This is a genomic window from Chryseobacterium sp. PvR013 (assembly GCF_017833095.1).
In the GTDB taxonomy this organism is placed as follows: Bacteria; Bacteroidota; Bacteroidia; order Flavobacteriales; family Weeksellaceae; genus Chryseobacterium; species Chryseobacterium culicis_A.
On the sequence record NZ_JAFIBT010000001.1, the window covers coordinates 259,976 to 284,160 of the forward strand.

The following is a 24,185-nucleotide window of genomic DNA, read 5'->3' on the forward strand; positions in this document are numbered from 1 at the left end:
TAAAATTATTGATTTAAGATTACTTCAAAAACATTTTTGAAACTTTTTCAGCTTTTTTGCTTTCAGAATAATCGTAGAACCCTTCTCCTGATTTTACACCCAATTTTCCGGCTGTCACCATATTTACAAGCAATGGGTTCGGAGCGTATTTAGGATTTTTGAAACCGTCATACATCACATTCAGGATCGCAAGACATACATCAAGACCAATAAAGTCTGCAAGCTGAAGAGGACCCATCGGATGAGCCATTCCCAATTTCATAACCGTATCAATTTCTTCTACACCAGCCACACCGTTATAAAGTGTTTCGATAGACTCATTGATCATAGGCATTAAAATTCTGTTGGCTACAAAACCAGGATAATCATTCACTTCTACAGGAACTTTACCCAATGTTTTGCTCATTTCATAAATAGAATCAAAAGTCTCTTTGGAAGTAGAATATCCTTTGATAATTTCTACCAGTTTCATAATAGGAACCGGGTTCATGAAGTGCATACCAATTACTTTATCAGCTCTTTTGGTAGCTGCAGCAATTTTTGTAATAGATATAGATGAGGTGTTGGTTGCAAGAATACAGTTGGCAGGAGCCAGTTCATCCATCTGACCAAAAATCTTCAGTTTAAGATCAAGATTTTCAGTAGCAGCTTCTACAATAAGATCAGCAGAACCTGCCGCATCGTTCAATGCTGTAAAAGTAGTAATGTTACCCAGTGTTTCAGCTTTTTGCTCCTCTGTAAGGTTTCCTTTTGCAATGATTCTGTCAAGATTGGTAGTAATGGTTTTTAAACCTCTGTCCAAAGCGTCCTGGGATACGTCTACAAGATTTACTTTAAAACCGCTTTGTGCGAAAGTATGTGCAATACCATTCCCCATGGTTCCAGCTCCGATAACTACAATGTTTTTGATCATTTTTCCTTTATTTTTTATAGATAGTTAAATTTTTTACGTCTGCAAGTTCAGATTGTGTAACAACAGCTGTGGAATCAAAGAAAACATTTCCGACACTTTGACTTTTCTTATTGTTGTTCTGGTTGGAAACAGCAGCTGTTAATCCTCTTACCAGTCGTTTTTTTTGATTCTTGGTAAGGAAATCAGTGCCTACATATAATGTATATTCGCCCTCTCTGCCTCTGCCTTTTTGGATCAGGATTTCCATGCTTTTTATCTGGCTTTTATTCTTAAATTCTTTCAGAAAGCTCAAGACAGGTTTATCAGATGCAGGACCACAGCATACACTTCCGTAGCTGATCTCTAAATAATTCTGATTCTTCTGCGAATAAAAGAATGTGAAAGCAAATAGAGCTGTTGTTATTATTATTTTTTTCATGTTAAATCGCTTTAAAAATAAGCTTAAAATTTTACTTATTAAAATATTCCCAAACCTCCCTGGAAATATCCGAAATCATCCTGCAGTTCACTGCATCGGTTTCCATTGAATTACTGACAAATACAGCTAATGCATAATGTTTGCCATTAGGTAAAGTAACGATTCCTATTTCATTTTCTGCCCCTGTTAAACCTGCTTTATTCTTCCCGGAAGCTCCCGTTTTTCTTGCGACAGGAGTGTTTTTCGGAAGTTGTTCCACCATTTTATTTAATCCTGTTGAAGTAGACCACAGAACTTTCATCAGATAATCTGTAGATTTCTTTGATAATAATTTTCCGTCATACAGTTTTTTCAGGGCATCAACTGCAGATTTTGTAGTACTGTAATTCTCATACTGAACATTCCAGTCCTTATGCATGGCTTCTTCATTATATTTGATCTGAAATCCTTTTACCCCTTTTGAATCCATAAACTTCTGAACGGTCTGGGTTCCACCCAATAATTTGATAAGAATATCACAGCCGTTATTATCACTTCTGGCAACTGTATATTCAATCACTTCACTTAACGGAACTTCTGCATTCTTTCCTGCATACTGATCACGAAGCGGCGACCATGTGTTCTCAAGCAGGTTTGATGAATCCAATTTAATTTTCTGATCCAGGGAAAGTTTTCCCTGATCTACAAAATTCAGAACTGCTGCTGCAATGTGAAATTTAAATACACTTTGCATCGGAAGGTTTTTGTCTGCATTTTTATCATATTTAAAACCGTTTTCAAAACCTAAGACAGAAACTGCTACAGTAGCTTTTTTGTTCTTAAGAATTGAATTTATTTTTTGTTCCAATAGTGATGTCTGAGCAAAAGTGAATGCTGAAATCAGAAGAAAAAGAAAGGCTGTTTTTTTCATAATAATGTAATTAAAAAAGCTCTCCTCCGAAGAACGGAAGAGAGCTGCAATTTAAGATAATTATTACTATTTTAGTTCAAAATAATTCAGATTGGCACCATCATTTTCAAAGAAAATTCTGATTTTGTTTTCCCCTTTCTGAAGGCTGATATTTTTTGCAGAAACTGTTTTCCAGTTCTCATTTCCTCCAGTGGATGCCAGTGATACTGTAGCTAAGACTTTTCCGGAAGCCGTTTCAATTCTTATTTTAGAATCATTGGCAGCTGCATATCGGATATCCAATGTATAAGTTCTGTCTCCTTTTGATTGAACAGTATATTGAAGCCATTCTCCGGATTCTGTTTTTCCTACGTAATATTGATTGGTAACCTTGTCGTTACACTGATAAATATCCACCCCATCATTTCTCATCTGCTGGCCGGAGTTCCATTCTGATCTTTTAGCGGGATCACTTACCCAAAGATTAATGAAATCCTTATCAAGATAGGCAGCACCCATTCTTCCCAAATCATATTCCGAAGCGAAAATTCTTCCCGGAGCCTGATGGTTTCTGAAAGGCTTTGTGGAAGCATCCGTGATCTGTCTGAACATCGCATCAATCACATCTCTTTTAATTTCCGTATTGTTCAGCTTATAATTGTCGGCAATCTGTAATAAAGCTTTTTTGGCATATTCTTTAGATGGTTTTTCACCACCTTTTTTCCAGTAATCCAATAGCTTTTCATATTCAGGAGTAGTTTTTACATTGGTAATTCCTGCAATATTGTCAATCTTTTTCATAGGCCAGAATGCATACCCAATGTTGTGCTTACCCAAAAGCTGGATCAGTTCCGTAAACCAGACATTGGAATTCTCACCTGTTTCTCCAAGCCAGATAGGAATATTGTATTTCTCCCTAAGATCCAGAGCGAATTTCAGCGTCTGATCATCATTATAGTTCCAGTATTTATGAAAACTGAAAGCCATATTATCGTCCCATAGAGCTGGCAATCCGTTATAGTTGTTTCCCCATCCGTTTCCTTCAATGAAAATAAGATGCTTTTTATCAACCTGTCTGATGGCTGCCGTAATATCCTTCTGAAGTTTCCAGAGCGGAGCATTAGACATTTCATCAGTGCCATTCGGATTTTTCCCGGTGAAATTGATGTTAGGCTCATTAATTAAGTCATAGCCTCCAATCCAGGGACTGTCCTTGTATCGTTCAGCCAGCCTTTTCCATAGAGCAACCGTTTTTCTCTGATTCTCCTCATTAGCCCAAAGCGATGGTTTTGACTTATCGTTATCAGAAATATTGGCATCGTTTCCCTGTCCGCCCGGAGCAGCATGAAGATCTAAAATCAGATAAATTTTATTATCAGCACACCATTGAAGCAGATCATCAGTCATTTTGAAACCTTCCTCCAACCATGTATCTTTTCCTTTTGCAGGTTCTTTTTCAATAGGCAGCGTATAAAGATTGTAATGCATCGGAAGCCTGATAGAATTGAATCCGGCTTTGGCTAAAAAGTCAATATCCTGCTTGGTGATTCCATTTTTAAGATAAGCTTTGTAGAACTCATTCATTCCATCTTCGCCAATTAATTCAGCGATTTTCTCTTTAATCTTATACTGAGGTCCTGCAAAATCAGCAGTTTTCAGCATATATCCTTCCTGCAGCATCCAACCGCCCAGCCCAAGACCTTTCAATTGAATATTTTCACCTTTATCATTAACGATTTTTTGTCCTGAAGTCTTCAGTAATTGTGATGTCCCAAATTGAGACAATAAAAGTGCGGATAATAGAATGGCTCTTTTCATAGTAGTTTCAATGGTTTAAAATAATAGGGAAATATTAGAAATTATAATGAATGATGGCAGCACAAGCTGAACCTGTATTCAGTTTATTGAGGTTGCCTGATATCCATATATGTAAAACAAAATCTTTCAATACTTTATTGAATTATTCCTCAAATATATTGTTTTTTTATTTTGAAAAGGACTTTTTATTAATAAATCAGTAATTATTGATGGAAAGTTTTTATTTCATTACAAGTTTTAAAGAACACAAAGCAGAAATTAGCAGAATGAGTACTACAGCTTCATCAAATCGATTATTAATCGATTAACCTTCGCTTGCTTAAAATAATACATAGCTAAGATGGAATCTTTGCGTTACAATGATAAGATTAGAAATTAAAAATGCTATCTCATAACCAATTTCTTCTGATTAATAAGATAGCATTATCTCTGTTACTGTTTAGGAAAACAGTATATTTTTAACTGATCAGTTTCATAATTTCTAAAGCCACTTTCAAAGCTTCAGTTCCGTCTTCAAGAGAAACCTCTACATTTTTGTCGCCTGTGATAGCATCTGCGAAAGAATTTAATTCATCCAGAATAGCATTGTTAGTCTGGATATTCGGATATTCAAACAGGATCTGGTTCTTTTCTCCTTCTGCATTTTCAATGATCATATCAAATGGAGTAGGGCTTTCAGGAGCATCCTTCATTCTGATCACTTCAGCCTTTTTCTCAAGGAAATCAACAGAAATATAAGCATCCTTCTGGAAGAATCTGCTTTTTCTCATCGCCTTCATAGAAATTCTGGAAGTCGTAAGGTTCGCTACACATCCGTTCTCGAACTCTATTCTTGCATTGGCAATATCCGGAGTTTTACTTACTACACAAACACCGCTTGCATGAATGTTTTTCACTTTAGATTTCGCGATACTTAATAAAATATCAAGATCGTGAATCATAAGATCCAATACCACAGAAACATCCGTACCACGTGGATTAAACTCTGCCAGCCTGTGGATTTCAATAAACATCGGATTGCTGATATATTCCTTAGTGGCAATAAAAGCAGGATTGTATCTTTCAACATGTCCTACCTGTGCTTTGATTCCTTTTTCCTGGCACAGACGAAGGATTTCTTCCGCCTGTTCAAGAGTCTGGGTTACCGGTTTTTCAATAAAGAAATGCAGCCCTTTTTCGATGGCTTTTAAAGCATAATCATAATGATAAACTGTTGGCGTCACAATATCAAGCATGTCAATCTGCTCAAGCAATTCATCAAAATTTTCAAAATATTTATATCCGAATTCGGCTTCTAATTTCTTTCCGTTTTCAACATCTTTATCATGGAAACCTACAAATTCATATCGATCTGACTGATTAAGAAGTTTTAAATGTATCTTTCCCAAGTGTCCGGCACCTACCAAACCTGCTTTTAACATAGCTGTATTAAATTTTTGTAAAGATAGTGAATGTACATTTATAAAATACATGACTTTTCACTTGGAGATATTCAAGATGGAACACGTTTATTCATTAAGGAAATTACAGTAAATTCACGGTCAGAAAAATAACGATGAAAAGAATAATTTCGATTTTACTCTTCTTTGGATTATGTACTGCAGGATGTATAGGAGATAGCCCGTATGATCCGCAGGCTAAATGTGGAACTCCAACGAACCTGATATTTGAAAAAGGAACTAACCTGCTTTCATGGAGCTTTATTAGTCAGGGCGAAGGATATTATGAAATACAATACGGGGAACATGGTTTTTCTTTAGGAAAGGGAACTACAGTGGTTACCTATAAGAATTCCTATAATCTCCCTCTCTATAAAGATAATAAATATGACCTTTATGTGAGAAAAAATTGTGGGATAGGCAATGGACGAAGCGACTGGGCAGGACCTGTTACCGTTTTGGCCAGCAATACCACAACTTGCATAAAATCAGGGTATGCAACGTACTCAAAAACAACCTCTTCTTTAAATTCTTCTATTTTTGAAGCTACAGTATCCTGGGAGAATGATGGAGTTTCTGCCTATGAAACGGTCTTAACGACCAGTTCTGTGCCACCGGCAAGTGGAGAATTGGCGATTGCAGGTCAAAAAGCCATTTATGTAGGATTAAGTAAAACAGTGAACTATAACTTTTTTGTGAGAAAAAGATGTGCTGATAATACTTTCAGCGATTTTTACGGACCTTATCCGATAAAGTGGAATTAAGAGATAAAAATAAAGCAGTCATTTTTTGATTGCTTTATTTTTGTGGATAATTCTTTGCTTCAATTTCTGAAATCTAATTTCTAATTTCTTACTTTTGCCAAATGCAGGATTCGTTTGTACATAAAGGAAAAAGAAAGATTTTAGTCGATTATCTTCGAAACAGAATTGGAATTTCGGATGAAAATGTACTTTCGGCAATGAGTGAAGTTCCGAGACACCTTTTTATCGAAAGTATTTTTGAAGATTTTGCCTATGAAGACCGGGCTTTCCCGATTCTGGCGCATCAGACGATTTCCCATCCCTCCACGGTAGCGGAACAGTCTGAACTGCTGAAGGTAAAGCCAGGCGAAAAAGTATTGGAAATCGGAACAGGATGCGGATACCAGACTGCTATTCTAATGACGATGAAAGCTCATGTTTACACAGTAGAAAGACAGAAAGACCTTTTTGATTTTTCTAAAAAGAAACTCAGAGAACTTCATCTGTTTCCAAAATTCCAGAGCTTTGGAGATGGCTTTGCCGGACTTCCTACTTTCGCACCCTTTGATAAAATTATCGTAACCTGTGGTGCTTCCACATTACCTACGGAACTTTTAAAACAACTGAACGTGGGAGGAATCATGGTCATTCCATTAGGCCCGACAAATGAACAGGTTTTATACCGATTTACTAAAGTAGGTCCTACAGAATTTGAAAAAGAAGAATTTGGGGCGTATAAATTTGTTCCGATGCTGGGTAATACCAATCAATAATTGTATCAGACATGCGGAATTGGTAGACGCACTGGTCTCAAACACCAGTTCTTTTCTATACCAATCTTATCATTAGGAACGAAACGTTATCCTTTTTTTTATTAATGAAAATTACCCAAAATTTAAAATCTTTTTAACTCCATTTCGGAATGAAAATTGATGGAATTAAAACCCTCAGGATAAAATCACCATCACAGAAAATACACTAGATCTTGAATAGAACATTCAGATGAAAAGAAATAATTTTTTTTAATATTAAAGTTCAATAACCTTACTTTTTGCGAGTGAGGTTTTTTTATTTAAAAATCATTAAACAACAGTACAATGAAAGTTTTTATCAATAAAAGAATTCCGGAAACAGGAATTAAAATGCTGGAAGAAGCAGGACTGGAAATACTTTTTCCAGAAAAAGAAAATCTTTCTTACGAAGAATGGATGAGCTACTGTAAAAATGCAGACACCCTCCTAAATGTAGGTGGAGACTTCAGATATGATAAGAATTTTTTTGATGCCTGTCCCAATATCAAAGCCATCGCTCTGTATTCTGTAGGATTTGACCATGTAGACATTAAAGAAGCTACTCAAAGGAACATTCCGATAGGAAATACTCCGGATGTTTTGAGCAGAGCAACTTCAGATGTTGCATTTTTACTGATGCAGGCTGTGGCAAGAAGGGCAAGCTACAATTTCCAGAAAGTGAAAGAGGATAACTGGGGAGCATTTGATCCTTTACATGCTTTAGGACAGGAATTGTACGGAAAAACACTGGGGATTTTTGGTTTGGGGCGTATTGGTTATGAAATGGCCGAAAAGTCAAAAAAAGCTTTTGGAATGAACATTATTTATCACAACCGCCACGCCAATAAAGAAGCAGAAAAGGAATTAGGCGCAACCTATGTCTCTTTTGATGAACTGATTCAGAAATCAGATGTGCTGAGTGTTCATGCCAACTTTACCCCTGAGCATAAAGAGCTATTCAATGAGTCCATATTTGAACAGATGAAACAGAATGCGATCTTTATCAACACAGCCAGAGGAGGGTTTCACAACCAAAAAGATCTGTATCAGGCGCTTGTTGATAAGAAAATCTGGGGTGCAGGCCTGGATGTTACCAATCCGGAACCTATGTCAGCAGATGATCCTATTCTTGGACTTTCCAGTGTCTGTATTCTTCCGCACATCGGATCTGCTACGGTTGAAGCCCGAAATGGGATGGCAAGACTTGCTGCAGGAAATATCATCGCATTTTCGAAAAATGAAAAAATGCCACATTGTGCAAATCCTGACGTTTATTCTGATCATTTATCATAACTTGGAATTATTTTTGTTCTGAATATATAAACCTAAAATCTTAAATAGTATGGCACCAGAGAAAAATATTAATGAACAGAATAAAAGGTTAGAACAGATGGATTATAACCCGAACGAAGATATATTTAAGAGAGAAAAACACATTTCGCTCGATGGAGACGGAAATCCTATTTTGGATGAAGATTTTGACGATGATAAAATTGATAAAGGATTAGATATTCCCGGAGCAGAAGATGATGATAAAATGGAAGAAATAGGAGAGGAAGATGAAGAAAATAATTATTGGAGTCTCAGCGATAATGAAGATGACCATGAAGAAGAAAATGATGATGTTTTAACCTAACATTTGATAATAACAGACTAAGCCTTGCTGAATTTCAGTAAGGTTTTTTGTTAACCGGAAACTTGTCCTTGGGTAAATGTTTGAATTGCTGGGGTGAATCATGTCAATTAATATGAGTATTTTTGCCGAAAACTAATATTAAACTTTATGATGATGAGTTTCTACACCAGAGTACTACTGGTTTCTTTTCTAAGTGTTATTTTTTCTAATCTTTATTCTCAGAATAAGTATATAAAAGACCCTGATTTTAATGCGGCTTTTCAAACCAATAAGTATTTTGTTGATGGCAAAGGGCAAATTGAATTTAGTATTTCCCAGCCAGACGGGAAAATTCTTGTTGTATACAAAACATTCATACCTGTTCCGGGAGGTGATATTTACAATATGGTAAGGATCAATCCTGATAATTCTATAGATCCCACTTTTACCACAGCTGTTTTTAACAGGTTTGTGAAAAGTGTAGCGTTGCAGAGTGACGGTAAAATTCTTGTAGCGGGAGGGTTTACTTTACATAATAATATAGCTTCCAAGTTTATTGTAAGGCTTAATGCGAACGGAACTAAAGATTCTGCTTTCAATATTGGAAACTTTTCATTTCCTCAATTTACCGATAATCCTTCTGTAAACAAAGTAGCAGTGCTTGCCGGAGATAAGATTCTGCTTGGTGGGAATTTCATAACTTATAATGGAGCAATCAAGAAATATATTTTAAAATTGAATACAAACGGATCTGTAGATTCATCATTTGATTTTGATTTTACAGGATATGATTCTGATGTCAGTAATTTTGAACTTCAGCCAGATGGTAAAATTATTACAACGTACTATTTCAATCGTATTTTAAGACATAATGTAAACGGATCTGCTGATCCTTCATTTACACAACCTGATTATTCCAATTTTAGTGGAGTGGGAATTAAAACGGTTGCTGTGAGAAATGATGGTAAAATTTATATTGGTGGGAAATTTATTTTTGGCGGAAATAACCAGTTTTTAATGAGACTGAATGCAGATGGAACAAGAGATCTGGGGTTTGTAGTTAAAAGCTTTTATCAGAATTATCCTTCAGGAACTGGTGCTGACGGGGTTTATTCAATCCTTTTACAGCCCGATGGAAAAGCACTGGTAGGCGGAAGTTTTAAATCGTATGGCGGGCAGTCTGCGCCGGGAATTATGCGTTTAAATGATGATGGCTCACTGGATCCTACTTTTCAAGGAAAAGTAACACGTCTGGTGAATGGATATTCATTTTCAGACTATGTTAATAATCTTAGTTTTCATTCAAGCGGAAATGTTATTGCTACCGGTTCTATGAAATATTATAATGAAGACGTGGCCGGGAATATTGTGATGTTTTCTTCTTTAGCCGGAGATAGAATTTCTACTTTTCAAAATATTTGTAAAGGTTTTGACACTGCTCCCAATAAAATATTTATGCAGCCGGACGGGAAGATTATTGTGACGGGTAATTTTTATGCTTACAACGGAAAGCCAAGTGATAGAATTGTGCGTCTAAATCCTGACGGAAGTGTTGATAACGATTTTAAAGTGCCATCACCCTTATTATTTCATTCGTCTCAAGAACCCGCTGATATTAAATTTTTATCCAATGGTAAAATATTACTGGGAACAGAAGGAACGATAAACGGAGGTGAAAATGGAGGAGGAGTTGTAAGGTTGAATTATGACGGAAGTTTAGATCCTACATTTTTTAGTTTGGTAGGCAATGATCGGGGATTATATGGATCATTAAAATTTAAGAACTTTATTCTGTTTAATGATGGTAAAATACTAGTTCCCGGAATGTTTTATTATGTTAAAAATAATGTATCGGTTCCTATTGATAATAAATTCGTAGTTCTGGACCAGGCCGGAAATATAGATACCACTATAGATTATGCAGAGCCTTACAGTTTGCTTGGCAGACTTAAATTGCTGCCTAATGACAAGATTTTATTAACGGGGTATGACAGTAGTTTATCTAAAAATGTAATGGCCAGACTATTACCCAATGGACAAATAGACGGAACCTTTACAACAATAACATCTCAGCCAAATATTAATGACATGTATCCTGCACCGGATGGAAAAATCTATGCTATTTCTAATCTGATTTTTGGCCATAAACTGATGCGCTTTAATGAAGATGGAACATTGGATAATTCATTTACTATACAATCTTATGATGATGGAATGACTACCCGGGAACAACCATTTGAATTTGAAAATAATGGGAAATTTTTTACTGCTTTTACAGAGCTTTTCAATTTTAAAGGACTTGTAAGGCATAATCCCAATGGAACCATAGATAATACTTTTGATATCGGAACCGGTTTTGTAACGCCATATCCTAATAATTATTCAGATGACGTATCTTCAATTAAGAGACAGGGAAATGGTTTTCTTGTAGGCGGTGAGTTCAGGGAATTTGATGGTCAACCCGTGAGAGGACTTGTCAGACTTATTCCTCAAACAACTTTGAATACCCGAGAAGAGAAAACCGGCAAGAAAAACTCTGTCTATCCTAATCCGACAACAGGTATTCTGAATGTAAAAACAGAAGGATTGAATCAATATCAAATTATAGATAATTTAGGGAGAGTAATTATCAGTTCAGCCGAATTAAAATCAACAATTGATGTTTCTCATCTTCCTGCAGGTGTATATTATATCCATTTAAAGGGAAACAAAGAAAATGTTGTTGAAAAATTTATAAAAAAATAAAACTAAAAGTATTCTTACCCAATACTGTACATAAAACCTTACTGAATTTCAGTAAGGTTTTTTTATGTGAAATAACAACTAATATGGGTAAGGGCAATTCCCCTCCCTTGGAGGGGTGGATTCAAAAATTTAAAGAATTTTTGAAGACGGGGTGGTTCCATAGTGCAGAATGATAAATTCTTCCAACTCCTTTTCATCATGACTTGAACCATCTATTTCTATAATGAGTCCTAAAGTTTTCACATAAAAATCAACAATATAATTTCCAATAATTCTTTGTCGGTCAAAATCAATGGTATGAAATTTTTTTTGCACGAACTTTCTTCCAAAATAGTACTTCACCTAAGATCCGGGCTTTACGTTTTTCTTTTAATAATATTTTTAAATAGCTGTTGTAGGGTAGATTCTCAACAAAATTCCTGCGGATCGGAATTCCGTTGATGATGGTGAGGGTTTCTTTCATTGTTGTGTTTTTACCATCCCGTCTTTCAAAGTTGTTAACTTTGAAATCCACCCCTCCGAGGGAGGGGAATTCAGGTGCATTTATTCAAATATAGTATTTAATATCAAATGATGGCTGGTTTACAACTTTCATAACTTTCCCTAAACCCTAAACCCTAAACCCTAAACCCTAAACCCTAAACCCTAAACTTTAAACCATTCTTCCCTTCCCCTCTTGCCTATATTTTCTAATTTGAATATCTTTAAAACTTCAAACATTGTTTAAAACATAGATCTTTAAATAGCAATATGACATTCCAAGAACAGATACAGCAGGGGATTCCTAATCAGCTGCCACAACCAAAACCATACGAAACCAATATCAACCATGCTCCGAAGCGTAAAGAAATTTTAGGAGAAGAAGAGAAAAAACTGGCATTGAAGAATGCACTACGTTATTTTGATCCTCAGTTTCATGCAGAACTGATTTCTGAATTTAAGCAGGAACTGGAAGATTACGGAAGGATTTATATGTATCGTTTCCGTCCGGATTATGAAATGAAAGCAAGGCCTATCACAGACTATCCCGGAAAATCTGAGCAGGCTAAAGCGATTATGTTGATGATTCAGAACAACCTGGATTATGCCGTAGCACAACATCCTCATGAATTGATTACCTATGGTGGAAATGGAGCTGTATTCTCAAACTGGGCTCAGTATCTGCTGACAATGAAATATCTGTCGGAAATGAGTAATGAACAGACGTTGGTAATGTATTCAGGGCATCCGATGGGACTATTCCCGTCTCATAAAGATGCACCAAGAGTGGTTGTAACCAATGGAATGATGATCCCGAATTATTCAAAGCCGGATGACTGGGAGAAGTTCAACGCGCTGGGTGTTACCCAATACGGGCAGATGACTGCGGGAAGTTATATGTATATTGGTCCACAGGGAATTGTTCATGGAACAACGATTACGGTGTTAAATGCATTCAGAAAAATTAAAAAAGAGTCGAAAGGAGGTCTTTTTGTAACTTCAGGATTAGGCGGAATGAGTGGAGCTCAGCCAAAAGCAGGTAATATTGCGGGCTGTGTTACCGTATGTGCCGAAGTAAATCCGAAGATCACAAAGATCCGTCATGATCAGAAATGGGTGAATGAAATCCATGAAGACCTTGATGCTTTGGTAAAAAGAGTAAGAGAAGCACAGGCGAATAAAGAAACCGTTTCTTTGGCTTACCTTGGAAACATTGTTGAGGTTTGGGAAAAATTCGATCAGGAAGATTTAAGAATCGACATCGGATCAGATCAGACATCCCTTCACAATCCATGGGCTGGTGGTTACTATCCTGCAGGACAAAGCTTTGAAGAATCTAATACAATGATGGCAGAAAACCCTGAATTATTCAAAGAAAAAGTTCAGGAAACATTGAGAAGACATGCGGCAGCTATCAATAAACATACAGCAAAAGGAACGTATTTCTTCGATTATGGAAATGCCTTTCTATTAGAAGCTTCCAGAGCAGGAGCTGATGTAATGGCAGAAAATCCGACATTGGGCAGAGAATTCAAATATCCGAGTTATGTTCAGGACATTATGGGACCTATGTGTTTCGATTATGGGTTTGGACCTTTCCGTTGGGTATGTTCCAGCGGAAATCCTGAAGATCTGCAGAAAACAGATGATATTGCATGTGCAGTATTAGAAGAAATGGTTAAAAATTCTCCTGAAGAAATTCGGCAGCAGATGAAAGATAATATTCAGTGGATCAAGGGAGCACAGGAAAATAAACTGGTGGTAGGTTCACAGGCGAGAATCCTTTATGCAGATGCTGAAGGAAGAATGAAAATTGCGGAAGCCTTCAACAAAGCCATTAAAAATGGAGAAATAGGTCCTGTTGTATTAGGGAGAGACCATCATGATGTTTCAGGAACAGATTCTCCTTACAGAGAGACTTCCAATATCTATGACGGATCGAGATTCACAGCAGATATGGCCATTCACAATGTTATTGGTGACAGTTTCCGTGGGGCTACCTGGGTTTCCATACACAATGGTGGTGGAGTTGGCTGGGGTGAAGTTATCAACGGAGGTTTCGGAATGCTGCTTGACGGAAGTGATGATGCAGACAGAAGACTGAAATCTATGCTTTTCTGGGACGTAAACAACGGAATTTCAAGAAGAAGCTGGGCAAGAAACGAAGGCGCTATTTTTGCGATTAAAAGAGCAATGGAAGTAGAACCAAATCTGAAAGTTACCCTTCCCAATCTTGTAGATGAAAATTTACTGTAAAATATTTTAGATATAAAGAAAACCTGCTGTAAAGCAGGTTTTTTTGTTTCTTTTTGTAATAAGAGTTTTAGTTTCCTCCGGAAAGATAAAATGAGCGCTTAGATTATCCACACAGTTTGTCATTCCGTAGGAATCTCTGCTTTATCAAGTAGTTTTAGATTCCACGCTTCACTTCGTTTCGCTCTGAATGACAAACATGGTGTATATTTTAATGTGTTTTTAAAGGATCAATCTTACTCGCACAATTATCGGAAAACATTTTAGCGTCCTCTTTGTCATTCCGTAGGAATCTCAACAAAGGTTAAACTCTCTTGAAAAACCTTTACATCTTTTAAAAAATAATTGGAAAACGCAAAGGCGCAATATGTTATAACGAAAATCTGTTGTAAGGCGCAAAGATTTTATCTTCGATAAAATTGATAACGTTTTATTTTGCTGAAAAACTTAATATTGAGTGAAGTCGAAATATCCTTACGCCTTAAAATAGAGCACAAAGCTTTAAAAAACCTTGCATCTTTGCGATTTGCCAACAAAAACGTAATTAAAAGAATTGGGTTATATCTTCTTAATGCTTTAATGTAAAAGAATTTTATTAAAAATCTAAACATGTGTTCCAACCTTTTTTATCATCACTGCATCTTTATAATAAAAGAGCATTATGAAAATTACAATACCTAAGCCCTGTCATGAAAACTGGAGTGATATGACGCCTGAAGAAAAAGGTAAATTTTGTGCGGTCTGTTCAAAGACTGTCCATGATTTTACCGGTTTTTCAGATGAAGAATTAGTAACCCGTTTCAATTTGGAGGAAAATATATGTGGAAGATTTCGGGAAGATCAGTTGGGGAAAAATCTGAATTTTTCAATAGCCGGAACATTAGCATTGGGAATTTTGATGGCAGGCAGTATCGTGAATACAGTCCATGGACAGGATACAAAATCTCAGATGATAAAGGGCGAAGTAGCTGTGAGTGGAGTTATAGGGAAGCCTGTGGTGCGTGAAAAACCTGTCAGAATGGGAGCTCCATTATCACAACCTACAGCTAAACCTTTGATTGTAATCAATGGTAAAGCAAGTTCATTTGAGAAAATGAAAGCATTGAACCCGAAAGATATTAAAAGCTTCAGTACTCTTTCTGGTGAAGCCGCTGTAGATCGGTATGGTAAAAAGGCTAAAGATGGAGTAGTTCTGATTACTACCAAAAATAAGTAGAAGTTTAAAAAGCAGTCATATAAAAACCTGCAATAAGCAGGTTTTGTGGTTATTAATTTTATTTTTAAAACTGAACTCCCTGGGTTTTAAAGGGCTTTTCAAGTTTCCAGTTGTCATCAACAATTAAGTTCTTAAAAGTTTGGGTTCTGTAGGCAGACGCTCTTACTTCTTTGGTTTCATAATTAGAAAGCCAGGCATGTCTTGCAGCAGTGTATTGGGTGATCCATCGTTTTTCATCACCTCCCATATTGGGTGGATATTCCGGAAACTTTTTACGAAGCGATTCTCGGATGCTTCCACTATGGATATAACTGTCAAAGATAACCAGTAGAGATAAGGGAAGAGTGAAACCATTTGACTTGAACCAGTTTAAGGCTGGCTGGAAATACCTCAAATCAAAAAAAGCTTCCTGTACCGTGTGCATGATCGGGTCGTTTTGACCTGCTTTTTTCAACGTTTCTACAAATTCTTCATTCTGATAAAGGGACACGGGAATGCCTCCCTCTATTTTACCTATTTCATTGACATAGCTTTTGAAAAAGTCTGCATAAGTCCCGTTTGCTTCTATATACATTTCGATCAGCTTTTTAAGATTTCCGAACTCCGTGGTCTGAAACCTTCCATAGGTGATCTGTCTGTAGTAATTATCGTTTAATCTTTTATCTCTGTAAGCGACATAGGCATCATAGCCTCCGGAACGTTTTCCGTTTTCAAAAGTACTGATGACTTCTGCAATTTTATTGGCGGTAGGCTGGCTGATCCCTGAAGGTAAATTTTTAAATTCCATGGTTTTTGTTTTTAATGGTGCTATTTTAAATTTTCAATGATGGAGATGAAAGGATTGGAAGATCTTTGTATAATAAGACCATTATGATCAAGTCTTACTTCTTTCTGTCTGATAGAGTCTCCCTCATTTCCGCCAACGGTAATAAGATAATTCCCCTCATCATCTTCTCCCGTTTCTATTACAATTGCGGAATGCGATTCATAAGAATTATGAGCTTGGGCATACGCATAATCGAATTTGTTGCCACTTCTGTTATTGTGAACAATATCGCCGATCTTAGGTCGGTATTCTGTAATTTTTCTCGCCCGGAATACTCCTTTGCCACTTATTGTATTCTGAATAGCAAAGTGAACAAATTTTGAGTGGGACACTGCAAACCGGAACTCGGTTTTGGTAGCACCCGCTTTTTTTACACACCAGGAAACAAATACGGCAGACCATGGTACTTCTACGCTTTCGAAAGTCTCACTCAGATCCGTCCAGTATTTTTTGATCTGTACGCTTAGTTTTGCATCCCCTTCATCCATATTTCTGTACTCTTTATATTGCCCTAGGGCAATGTTTGATAACTTTTTTGAAAATTCTGTTGTTGCCATTGTAAGTGTTTTTTAATAGATTAAAAGTACAGTGCATTGGATTAAATTGAAATTACCCGTTTGGGTACTTTTGTGATGCATACAGAAGGCTATTATAAACAGAGGCTCCGGCGATCGTAGATCGCCGGAGCCTATTATTTTAAAGCAAAAGCTTACTATTTTACAGCGGCAATAGCTGCTTCATAATTGGGTTCTTGTGAAATATCAGCCACCTGCTCTTCATAGATGACTTTTCCTGAAGGATCTATTACCACAACGGCTCTGCTCAGAAGTCCTTTCATTGCAGAATCTACCAGTTCCACCCCATAGTTCCATCCAAAATCTGAACGGAAGTCTGAAAGCATGACCACATTGTTGATCCCTTCAGCACCACAGAATCTTTTCTGGGCAAACGGTAAATCTTTAGAAATGCAAAGGACTACTGTATTGGGAAGGTTTCCAGCCTCTTCATTGAAATGATGTACAGATGCAGAGCATACTCCGGTATCTACACTTGGGAAGATATTCAGAATAACATACCTTCCTTTGTAGGAATCCAGCGTCTGATCATTCATATTGACATCCGTAAGGGTAAATTTAGGAGCAGGCTTATTCAGAGCCGGCAATTTGGCGTAGGTGTGAACTTCTTTTCCTCCCATTAACACAGTATTGATCGCTTTAGATTTTTGAGCAAAGCCCACTGCAGAAAAGAATAGCAGTGTACCGCAAACTAATTTTGAAAACATGAAATTTTATTTTTAGCTAAATTATTCTTTTTTCAGGAGCTAAGATTAATTTTAATTCAAATAGATCGAATCTATTGTCAGATTATTTTTTACAAAATATTTTACCTCTACCTTTATATTATAAAATGTAGTAGTTTCAAGGTGTCATTCTGAATGAAATAAAATGTAATGAAGAATCTCATATAAAAATCAATAAAGATTCTTCCTTCGTCAGAATGACATGAGTTAAATTATTTAAATTTTGAGACAATTTCAATCTTATCACATAAAAAAATAGAAAGATTTATGAGTTCAGAAAATACAGCATCATTTCATCACATTTTTAAAGCAGAAAACGAAATTCCGGAAGAATATAAAGTTCCGGTCATTCATCAGATAACTTATCTTTTGAATGGCGAACTGGTAGAGTGGAAGGGCGATGTTACCGAAATCTATTCTCCGGTATGCATCCCCACAGAAAACGGATTGGAAAGAAAGCTTCTGGGAAGTATTCCGAATATTGGTCCAAAAGAGGCTATGGAAGTTCTTGAAGCCTGTGTAAAAGCCTATGATAATGGACTTGGCGAATGGCCGACAATGTCTGTGGAAGGACGTATCAAATGCATGCAGAAATTCGTATACCTGATGATTCAGCAGAGAGATTTGATCATTAAACTGCTGATGTGGGAGATCGGAAAAACGCTGGCAGATTCTACCAAGGAATTTGACCGTACTGTAGATTATATCAATCAGACCATTGATGCACTAAAAGATCTCGACAGGGAATCATCCCGTTTTCAACAGGCTGAGGGGGCTATCGCTCAGATCAGAAGAGCACCACTTGGAGTGGTGTTAAGTATGGGACCATTTAATTATCCTCTGAATGAAATTTTTACCACATTGATTCCGGCTCTGATCATGGGAAATACCATTCTTTTTAAACTTCCAAAACATGGAGTATTAGCTCATTATCCTTTATTAAATGCTTTCAAAGAAGCATTCCCGAAAGGAACGGTGAATACCTTATACGGAAAAGGATCAGAAATCATCACACCGATCATGGAGAGCGGAAAAGTGAACGTTTTGGCTTTTATCGGTTCAAGTAAAGTGGCTAACGGACTGAAAAAACTCCATCCGAAAGTGAACCGTTTAAGAGCTATTTTAAGTTTGGATGCGAAAAATGCAGCTATCGTGACCAAAAATGCCAATCTGGATGTAGCGGTGAGCGAGTGCATTTTAGGAGCGCTTTCTTTCAATGGACAACGTTGTACGGCATTAAAGCTGATATTTGTTCAGAAAGAAGTGGCCTTGGAATTTACTGAGAAATTAACTGCCGCCGTTTCTGCGTTGAAGGCTGGGCTGCCGTGGGAAAAAGACGTTAAAGTAACACCACTTCCGGAAGTGAACAAACCTTCTTATTTAAAAGAATGTATTGATGATGCTTTACAAAAAGGAGCTGCAGTTCTGAATAAAGATGGAGGTTATACAGATGAATCTTTTGTTTTTCCGGCAGTAGTATATCCCATAAACAGTGATATGAAACTGTATCATGAGGAGCAGTTTGGCCCTGTGATTCCTGTTGTTCCCTTTGAAGATATAGAAGAACCTATAGACTATCAGGTGAATGCTTCCCATGGGATGCAGGTGAGTATTTTCAGTGAAGATCCCCAGGAAGTAGCAAGACTGATTGATCCGTTTGTTAATCTTGTAAGCCGTGTCAACATCAACTGTCAGGCACAGCGAGGTCCGGATGTTTTTCCTTTTACCGGAAGAAAAGACAGTGCGGAAGGAACACTTTCTGTTTTTGATGCACTCCGTTCGTTCTCTATCAGGTCTTTGGTAGCAGCAAAACTTACAGATTCTAACAAAGAGTTACTGAATACTATCGTCAGAGAACATGATTCTAACTTTTTAAGTACCGATTATATTTTCTGATTGCAATTGATTTAACATAAAATAAAAATCCTCAATAAATTAATGTGTTTATTGAGGATTTTTTTAACTTAATGCCGGAAATTAGAGTTTTGTGTTATAATAAGATGATGTTTTTTAGAAATATCATCTAAGGATCAGTGTGTAAATCATGTCTTCACCGGAAAAAGAATTTTTAGAGAAAATTGAAAAACACAAAGGGGTTGTTTTCAAGATCTCTAAAATGTATATGGACAATAAGGACGATCAGAATGACCTCTATCAGGAGATCATTTACCAGGCCTGGAAATCATACGCTGATTTTCAAAAGAGAAGTGATTTCTCTACATGGCTTTACAGAACTGCGCTTAACACAGCAATTGTTTTCCTGCGAAGTGAAAAAAAACGTAGTTTTATACAGAATCAGAATGTAGATGGGATGAGTGCCCGGCAGGAACCTTATAATGATACGGATGATGTGAATATTAAGCGGATGTATGAAGCCATCCATCAGTTGAGCCCCATAGATAAAGCCCTTATCTTTTTCTTTTTAGAAGGGTTTTCGGGAAAAGAGATTGCTCTTCAGCTGGGAATTACCGAAGTGAATACACGGGTAAAGCTGAAAAGAGCTAAAGAAAAACTGAAAGAGATTATTAGTGGGCAAGATGCCGATTCCCATTAAAAGATAACACTATGGATTTAGAAAACTTTAAAGAACTTTGGGATAAAGATACAGGAAAGGAGTCTCCTGAAATTTCTCTGGAAAAACAGAGAGAAATACATTCTCCATTAGAAATGCTGAAAGTGAATATGCAGACAGAGTTTTGGCTGATGATTGTTACACTGCCTTTACTTCTGACCAATTTTCCGTTTGCATCTACGGATTCTAATATTAGAACTATATCAGCATTTGTCACTGTTCTGACGGTTGCTATTATCATCTATTTTTATTCCCGCTTTCTGAAATTATATAAGATGCTTCAAAAGAACAGTATCAATACCAATTATGATCTGTTCAGCCTTAAAAACCAGCTTCTTATCTCAAAAGAGATTTATATTTCCTATTATATTTCTTATATCCCTCTTGGATTTCTTTTGTCTCTGATTAAAATTAATTTCCATTTTGATATGGAATATAATCTGGCGATCTTCGGTATCAGCGTTCTGATCACTCTTCTGTTGATTGCTTTTATTATCAGATACTGGATCTACTATATGTATGGAAGATATATTGATGATGTGGTACGGTTGGTAGATGAACTTAATGGAATAGAAGTAACTCCTAAAAAGGAAAGGAGAAAAACATGGTTTGAACGCTCACAGAAATTTTTTATCAATAAAATGGGGATCAAAGGGAACATCCTGAATACGGTCTTATGGTTTGTATCGATGTATATTTTTATCATTTTATTTTTGACACTTGTTCTTTTGATCATCATAATCGTGGGGGCAAAGCTTAATTTCCTTGATATCGGATCATTACAGAGAGCTTTAAATAAACTGAATTAGAAATGCTTTATCTTCTATAAATTTTCTATCTTTAAAAAGTTGAGTTGTTAAAAAATATCAGATGGATGAGATTAAAAATCAGATGTATTGTATAGAAGAATTTCTGGAGCTTGTGAAGCGTAAGCAGGACAGGAAGGAGTCTTATGATCCGGAATACAATTATGCGGTCTATTCTTCAAAAGATGAATTTGAACCCGAAATGAAAGTCTTTATCGGAGATCCTTTGGATATAGGAGGAAACGATAACGAAATCTTACCTGATTTTGTATATCATAATAAACTTAAGTATATGTGTTCTGATGAGAATATTCAGGATGTGGTGGATCTTGCCTTCCGGCAGTATGCTGAGGTCTCTTCTTCTCAGCTTATCACTGCGCTGAATTACTATATTGAAAAAGATGACTTCTTAGATTTTAAATAAATCAGAACTGAATATTGATACAAAACCCTGATATGAAAAATATCAGTGTTTTATTATATGTAACATTTTTACTTTTTTTCTACTAACTGTTCAAATCAATAAAATATTGGCCTGGTAGGCTTTTAAAGATAAAATCCAACAAAAATTATTTCGAGTCATACTATTCAGAGAAAATAGTAAAAAAGTTTAAAAAGCACAAAAAAATGAGACCTGACAGTACTTTTCTGTCGGGTTTTTTTATTTCTTTTGAGAAAATCTGTAACAATTTTTTTAAATGAAAACTAACTCTATAGAGTAACAAGCTATGACCTCATTAGAACAAGAGTTTATACGTAAAATTGAACAGTATAAAGGAATCTTATTTAAGATTTCTAAAATGTACATGACTGAAAAGGATGATCGTGATGATCTTTTTCAGGAGATTACCTATCAGCTCTGGAAAGCATTTCCCGGTTTCAGAGGTGAAAGTGAATTTTCTACATGGCTGTACAGAATCTCTTTGAATACAGCGATTATTTTCCTTAAAACAGAAAAGAGAAGAAGCTTTATTGCCCGTGAAGATTTTTCTAATCAAATCATTGTTCAGGAAGATTATGATTATCATAAAGAAGAAAGACTGACAGAAATGTATAAAGCTATTCATCAGCTCAATCCCATTGATAAAGCCTTTATATTCTATTATCTCGAAGACTTTTCAGGAAAGCAGATTGCAGAGCAGATGGGTATTTCTGAAGGCAATGTAAGAGTGAAAATGAACCGGGCAAAAAATAAACTTAAAGATATCTTAAGCCAAATAAAAACCAACAAACATTAAAATCAGTAATCCTATGAATATAGATGAATTGAAAAATACCTGGAATGAAGATATTGTGGAAGAAACTCCTGAAATCAGTATAGAGCAAAGAAATAAACTGAATCTTCCCCTTGAAAAAATACGTAAGAACATGCGTGTGGAATTCTGGTGGGTAATAGGAATCTTTGTTTTCGCCTTTCTGGTGTGTTCTGTATGCAGACCATTCAAACTTCAATTGTACATAACGGTTTTGATTGCATCCATGCTTATTGTCACCGTTTTCTTTTTCAGTAAGTTCTTTACATTGTATAATGAAATCAGTAATCCTGCACCCAAAACGTATGATTCTCTGAAAGATCTGGTGATGCAACTGAACCTTAATAAACAGTATTATCTCTCATACTACATCAGTTTTGCCCCATTTCTGGTGTGTGAAATCCTTATTGTCCTGGAATTTATTCCCTGGCCAAAACCATTGAGTGAACTGAAGATTGCAGTCATCTTAATCGGATCGGTAATTGTAGGATTGTTTTTACTGTACCTGGCTGGGAAATTCTGGTTTCACCGCTATTACGGAAGATACATTCAGCATATTGAAAATCTTCTGGAAGAGTTGAAAAGATAAAAAAAGATTTCGGCGGGCTGAAAGCCCGCCGAAACTCTATACTATTGTCCTTTATTTTGCTTTTCTTTTGCTATTTCATTTTTTATCCAATCCAGCTGAGGATCTTTTTTATCAAGAATATCCTGCATATTTTCAGTAATAGTTACATCAGGGACAACCCCTTTCCGTGAGTCTGAAAAATTAATATTAGGCTGTACCAAAAGTAATCCGATAGGGAATCTTATTTCAGAATTAGGAAGTTTCTGATACGAATAAAAACCGGCAACAGTTCCGTCATTGGCACCTCCGGTTTCTTCTCCTACCAGCGTTGCTCTTTTGTCGTTTTTAAGCTTAGCTGTAATAATAGAGGATGCGGAGAAACTTCCTCCGTTAATCAATACAAAAACTTTTCCGTGAAAGGATTCCTTTTTTGGTTTTGTAGGTTTGTCAGCCTTCATCTTGTAGAATACTTTTCCATCCTTTTTATACGTACTGAAAGTCTGTGCAAAAAAGTAACTCGGATAGGCAATGCTTTTAAGAGCATATTCTAAGGGAGTACTTTTTCTGAAATAATTTGTACGCAGAGGAGCATTCCTGGAAGTTAACTGAGACGGTTTGATCAGGGTAAATGGTTCATCGGCCAGATAAGAATACAGATTATTGATTTCATACAATGATCCACCGTAATTATTTCGGACATCTATGATAAGGTAGGAAGATTTTGCATGACTGATCTTGGCAAAAGTTTTTTTATAAAATTCATCCGAATAATCTCTTGAGAAGCTTTTCACCTTAATATAAGCAATGGTACTGTCTTTATCCAGAAATCTGAAACTCCTGTTATAAGAATTACTGGAAGCTACATAGTCATTCAGTTTCTTTTCCGGAGTTTTTTTCTGCATTTCCTTATCCTTTTCAAGATCAGAATCGGATTTCGTTTCTCGGGTTAAGGTATATGTTCGCTTTTCTCCTTCATAAAGGGTTTCAAGAGTCGCTTTAGTCCCAAATCCATTTTCTGCAGTATAGAAATTAAAGAACAGATCTTTTAAAAAGTATGGCTGGAAAGTGGTATTATCACCATCACTGCTGATCAGGCCTCTGTACTTCTTTATATAATCAGATACAGGAACATTGTTGATGGATAAAATCTCAGTTCCCGGTTGTATATGCTCAATAGAATCTCTGTTTTGAATGATATACATCCTGTCTCCAGAAATGTAATATTCAAAACGGCTGAACATCCCTTTCTGATGTTCCAGTCTTTTGATTTCTGTTTTGGTAAATTTCTTTCTGGGAATTCTTAATGAAAGATGGCCTTCGCGAATTCCAGCAATGACAGGCTGGAGCTTAAAATAAAACTGTAGAGGAGTAAGAGGTTCGGTGATCGTCTGTTTAAGACTGTCAAATTTATATTCCAATTCCTTCTTAGGAATATACCAGTATAGTTGAGGGTGCATTTGCTGTAATTTTGAATAGGCAAAATCTACATCCTCCTTAAGTTGCTCCGGTGGAATACATGAAGCCCGCTGTTCGTTATGTT

General features: G+C 36.3%; 23 protein-coding genes. 13 read left to right on the plus strand and 10 right to left on the minus strand.

Annotation, left to right across the window (positions count from 1 at the left end; genetic code table 11):
* Nucleotides 1-19 precede the first annotated feature (19 nt).
* The 5 genes from JOE44_RS01160 to JOE44_RS01180 form a co-directional block, all read right to left on the minus strand.
* Nucleotides 20-910 carry a 3-hydroxybutyryl-CoA dehydrogenase gene (locus JOE44_RS01160; RefSeq protein WP_185126801.1) on the minus strand — a complete coding sequence of 297 codons (891 nt, stop codon included), beginning with the start codon at nucleotides 908-910 and terminating at the stop codon, nucleotides 20-22.
* A 10-nt stretch (nucleotides 911-920) separates the two neighbouring features.
* A complete protein-coding gene (locus tag JOE44_RS01165; protein WP_209783970.1) occupies nucleotides 921-1,331 on the minus strand; it encodes a hypothetical protein in 411 nt (136 codons plus the stop codon).
* A gap of 31 nt (nucleotides 1,332-1,362) precedes the next feature.
* Nucleotides 1,363-2,241 carry a CGA/CIA family class A beta-lactamase gene (gene bla-A / locus JOE44_RS01170; RefSeq protein ID WP_209783971.1) on the minus strand — a complete coding sequence of 293 codons (879 nt, stop codon included), beginning with the start codon at nucleotides 2,239-2,241 and terminating at the stop codon, nucleotides 1,363-1,365.
* A gap of 66 nt (nucleotides 2,242-2,307) precedes the next feature.
* On the minus strand, nucleotides 2,308-4,038 hold the full coding sequence (locus JOE44_RS01175; RefSeq protein WP_209783972.1) for a cellulase family glycosylhydrolase: 1,731 nt from the start codon (nucleotides 4,036-4,038) through the stop codon (nucleotides 2,308-2,310).
* Between the two features lie 458 nt (nucleotides 4,039-4,496).
* Nucleotides 4,497-5,459, minus strand: coding sequence for a Gfo/Idh/MocA family oxidoreductase (locus tag JOE44_RS01180; RefSeq protein WP_209783973.1), 963 nt, complete (start codon nucleotides 5,457-5,459; stop codon nucleotides 4,497-4,499).
* A 134-nt stretch (nucleotides 5,460-5,593) separates the two neighbouring features.
* Here JOE44_RS01180 and JOE44_RS01185 point away from each other — a divergent pair, with 134 nt between their 5' ends.
* The 5 genes from JOE44_RS01185 to JOE44_RS01205 all read left to right on the plus strand — a co-directional run bounded on the left by JOE44_RS01185 (nucleotide 5,594) and on the right by JOE44_RS01205 (nucleotide 11,371).
* Nucleotides 5,594-6,241: a hypothetical protein gene (locus tag JOE44_RS01185; RefSeq protein ID WP_209783974.1), complete on the plus strand. Its 648-nt coding sequence runs from the start codon at nucleotides 5,594-5,596 to the stop codon at nucleotides 6,239-6,241.
* A 101-nt stretch (nucleotides 6,242-6,342) separates the two neighbouring features.
* The gene (locus JOE44_RS01190; RefSeq protein ID WP_105680636.1) at nucleotides 6,343-6,993 is read left to right on the plus strand and encodes a protein-L-isoaspartate(D-aspartate) O-methyltransferase; all 651 of its coding nucleotides are present in this window, start codon (nucleotides 6,343-6,345) and stop codon (nucleotides 6,991-6,993) included.
* A gap of 324 nt (nucleotides 6,994-7,317) precedes the next feature.
* Nucleotides 7,318-8,304, plus strand: coding sequence for a D-glycerate dehydrogenase (locus JOE44_RS01195; RefSeq protein WP_209783975.1), 987 nt, complete (start codon nucleotides 7,318-7,320; stop codon nucleotides 8,302-8,304).
* Between the two features lie 49 nt (nucleotides 8,305-8,353).
* Nucleotides 8,354-8,647: a hypothetical protein gene (locus JOE44_RS01200; RefSeq protein WP_209783976.1), complete on the plus strand. Its 294-nt coding sequence runs from the start codon at nucleotides 8,354-8,356 to the stop codon at nucleotides 8,645-8,647.
* 153 nt (nucleotides 8,648-8,800) lie between these two features.
* Nucleotides 8,801-11,371 (plus strand): T9SS type A sorting domain-containing protein, encoded by a 2,571-nt coding sequence (locus JOE44_RS01205; protein ID WP_209783977.1) that lies wholly within the window; start codon nucleotides 8,801-8,803, stop codon nucleotides 11,369-11,371.
* Nucleotides 11,372-11,500: 129 nt separating this feature from the next.
* Here JOE44_RS01205 and JOE44_RS25075 read toward each other — a convergent pair whose 3' ends face one another.
* On the minus strand, nucleotides 11,501-11,686 hold the full coding sequence (locus tag JOE44_RS25075; RefSeq protein WP_348635044.1) for a DUF559 domain-containing protein: 186 nt from the start codon (nucleotides 11,684-11,686) through the stop codon (nucleotides 11,501-11,503).
* 435 nt (nucleotides 11,687-12,121) lie between these two features.
* On the opposite strand from JOE44_RS25075, the gene JOE44_RS01215 reads away from it, so the two are divergent.
* Together JOE44_RS01215 and JOE44_RS01220 are read left to right on the plus strand one after the other, a co-directional pair.
* Nucleotides 12,122-14,107: a urocanate hydratase gene (locus tag JOE44_RS01215; RefSeq protein ID WP_209783978.1), complete on the plus strand. Its 1,986-nt coding sequence runs from the start codon at nucleotides 12,122-12,124 to the stop codon at nucleotides 14,105-14,107.
* A 658-nt stretch (nucleotides 14,108-14,765) separates the two neighbouring features.
* Nucleotides 14,766-15,320: a hypothetical protein gene (locus tag JOE44_RS01220; protein WP_209783979.1), complete on the plus strand. Its 555-nt coding sequence runs from the start codon at nucleotides 14,766-14,768 to the stop codon at nucleotides 15,318-15,320.
* 64 nt (nucleotides 15,321-15,384) lie between these two features.
* Here the strand turns inward: JOE44_RS01220 and JOE44_RS01225 are convergent, their stop codons facing one another.
* The 3 genes from JOE44_RS01225 to tpx all read right to left on the minus strand — a co-directional run bounded on the left by JOE44_RS01225 (nucleotide 15,385) and on the right by tpx (nucleotide 17,428).
* Nucleotides 15,385-16,107: a chitosanase gene (locus tag JOE44_RS01225; RefSeq protein WP_209783980.1), complete on the minus strand. Its 723-nt coding sequence runs from the start codon at nucleotides 16,105-16,107 to the stop codon at nucleotides 15,385-15,387.
* Nucleotides 16,108-16,127: 20 nt separating this feature from the next.
* The gene (locus JOE44_RS01230; protein WP_209783981.1) at nucleotides 16,128-16,703 is read right to left on the minus strand and encodes a DUF2272 domain-containing protein; all 576 of its coding nucleotides are present in this window, start codon (nucleotides 16,701-16,703) and stop codon (nucleotides 16,128-16,130) included.
* Between the two features lie 155 nt (nucleotides 16,704-16,858).
* On the minus strand, nucleotides 16,859-17,428 hold the full coding sequence (gene tpx / locus JOE44_RS01235) for a thiol peroxidase (protein ID WP_209783982.1): 570 nt from the start codon (nucleotides 17,426-17,428) through the stop codon (nucleotides 16,859-16,861).
* 285 nt (nucleotides 17,429-17,713) lie between these two features.
* Between tpx and JOE44_RS01240 the strand changes: the two genes are divergently transcribed.
* The 6 genes from JOE44_RS01240 to JOE44_RS01265 all read left to right on the plus strand — a co-directional run bounded on the left by JOE44_RS01240 (nucleotide 17,714) and on the right by JOE44_RS01265 (nucleotide 22,666).
* On the plus strand, nucleotides 17,714-19,342 hold the full coding sequence (locus JOE44_RS01240; protein WP_209783983.1) for an NADP-dependent glyceraldehyde-3-phosphate dehydrogenase: 1,629 nt from the start codon (nucleotides 17,714-17,716) through the stop codon (nucleotides 19,340-19,342).
* A gap of 148 nt (nucleotides 19,343-19,490) precedes the next feature.
* Nucleotides 19,491-20,000, plus strand: coding sequence for a sigma-70 family RNA polymerase sigma factor (locus JOE44_RS01245; protein WP_209783984.1), 510 nt, complete (start codon nucleotides 19,491-19,493; stop codon nucleotides 19,998-20,000).
* 11 nt (nucleotides 20,001-20,011) lie between these two features.
* Entirely contained in the window at nucleotides 20,012-20,827 is an 816-nt protein-coding gene (locus tag JOE44_RS01250) for a hypothetical protein (protein ID WP_209783985.1), read from the plus strand.
* A gap of 61 nt (nucleotides 20,828-20,888) precedes the next feature.
* Nucleotides 20,889-21,248: a hypothetical protein gene (locus JOE44_RS01255; RefSeq protein WP_105680620.1), complete on the plus strand. Its 360-nt coding sequence runs from the start codon at nucleotides 20,889-20,891 to the stop codon at nucleotides 21,246-21,248.
* A 304-nt stretch (nucleotides 21,249-21,552) separates the two neighbouring features.
* Nucleotides 21,553-22,062: an RNA polymerase sigma factor gene (locus JOE44_RS01260; RefSeq protein ID WP_209783986.1), complete on the plus strand. Its 510-nt coding sequence runs from the start codon at nucleotides 21,553-21,555 to the stop codon at nucleotides 22,060-22,062.
* Nucleotides 22,063-22,075: 13 nt separating this feature from the next.
* Nucleotides 22,076-22,666 (plus strand): hypothetical protein, encoded by a 591-nt coding sequence (locus tag JOE44_RS01265; protein ID WP_209783987.1) that lies wholly within the window; start codon nucleotides 22,076-22,078, stop codon nucleotides 22,664-22,666.
* Nucleotides 22,667-22,707: 41 nt separating this feature from the next.
* Here JOE44_RS01265 and JOE44_RS01270 read toward each other — a convergent pair whose 3' ends face one another.
* Nucleotides 22,708-24,102 carry a S41 family peptidase gene (locus JOE44_RS01270; protein WP_245169674.1) on the minus strand — a complete coding sequence of 465 codons (1,395 nt, stop codon included), beginning with the start codon at nucleotides 24,100-24,102 and terminating at the stop codon, nucleotides 22,708-22,710.
* Nucleotides 24,103-24,185: the final 83 nt, after the last annotated feature.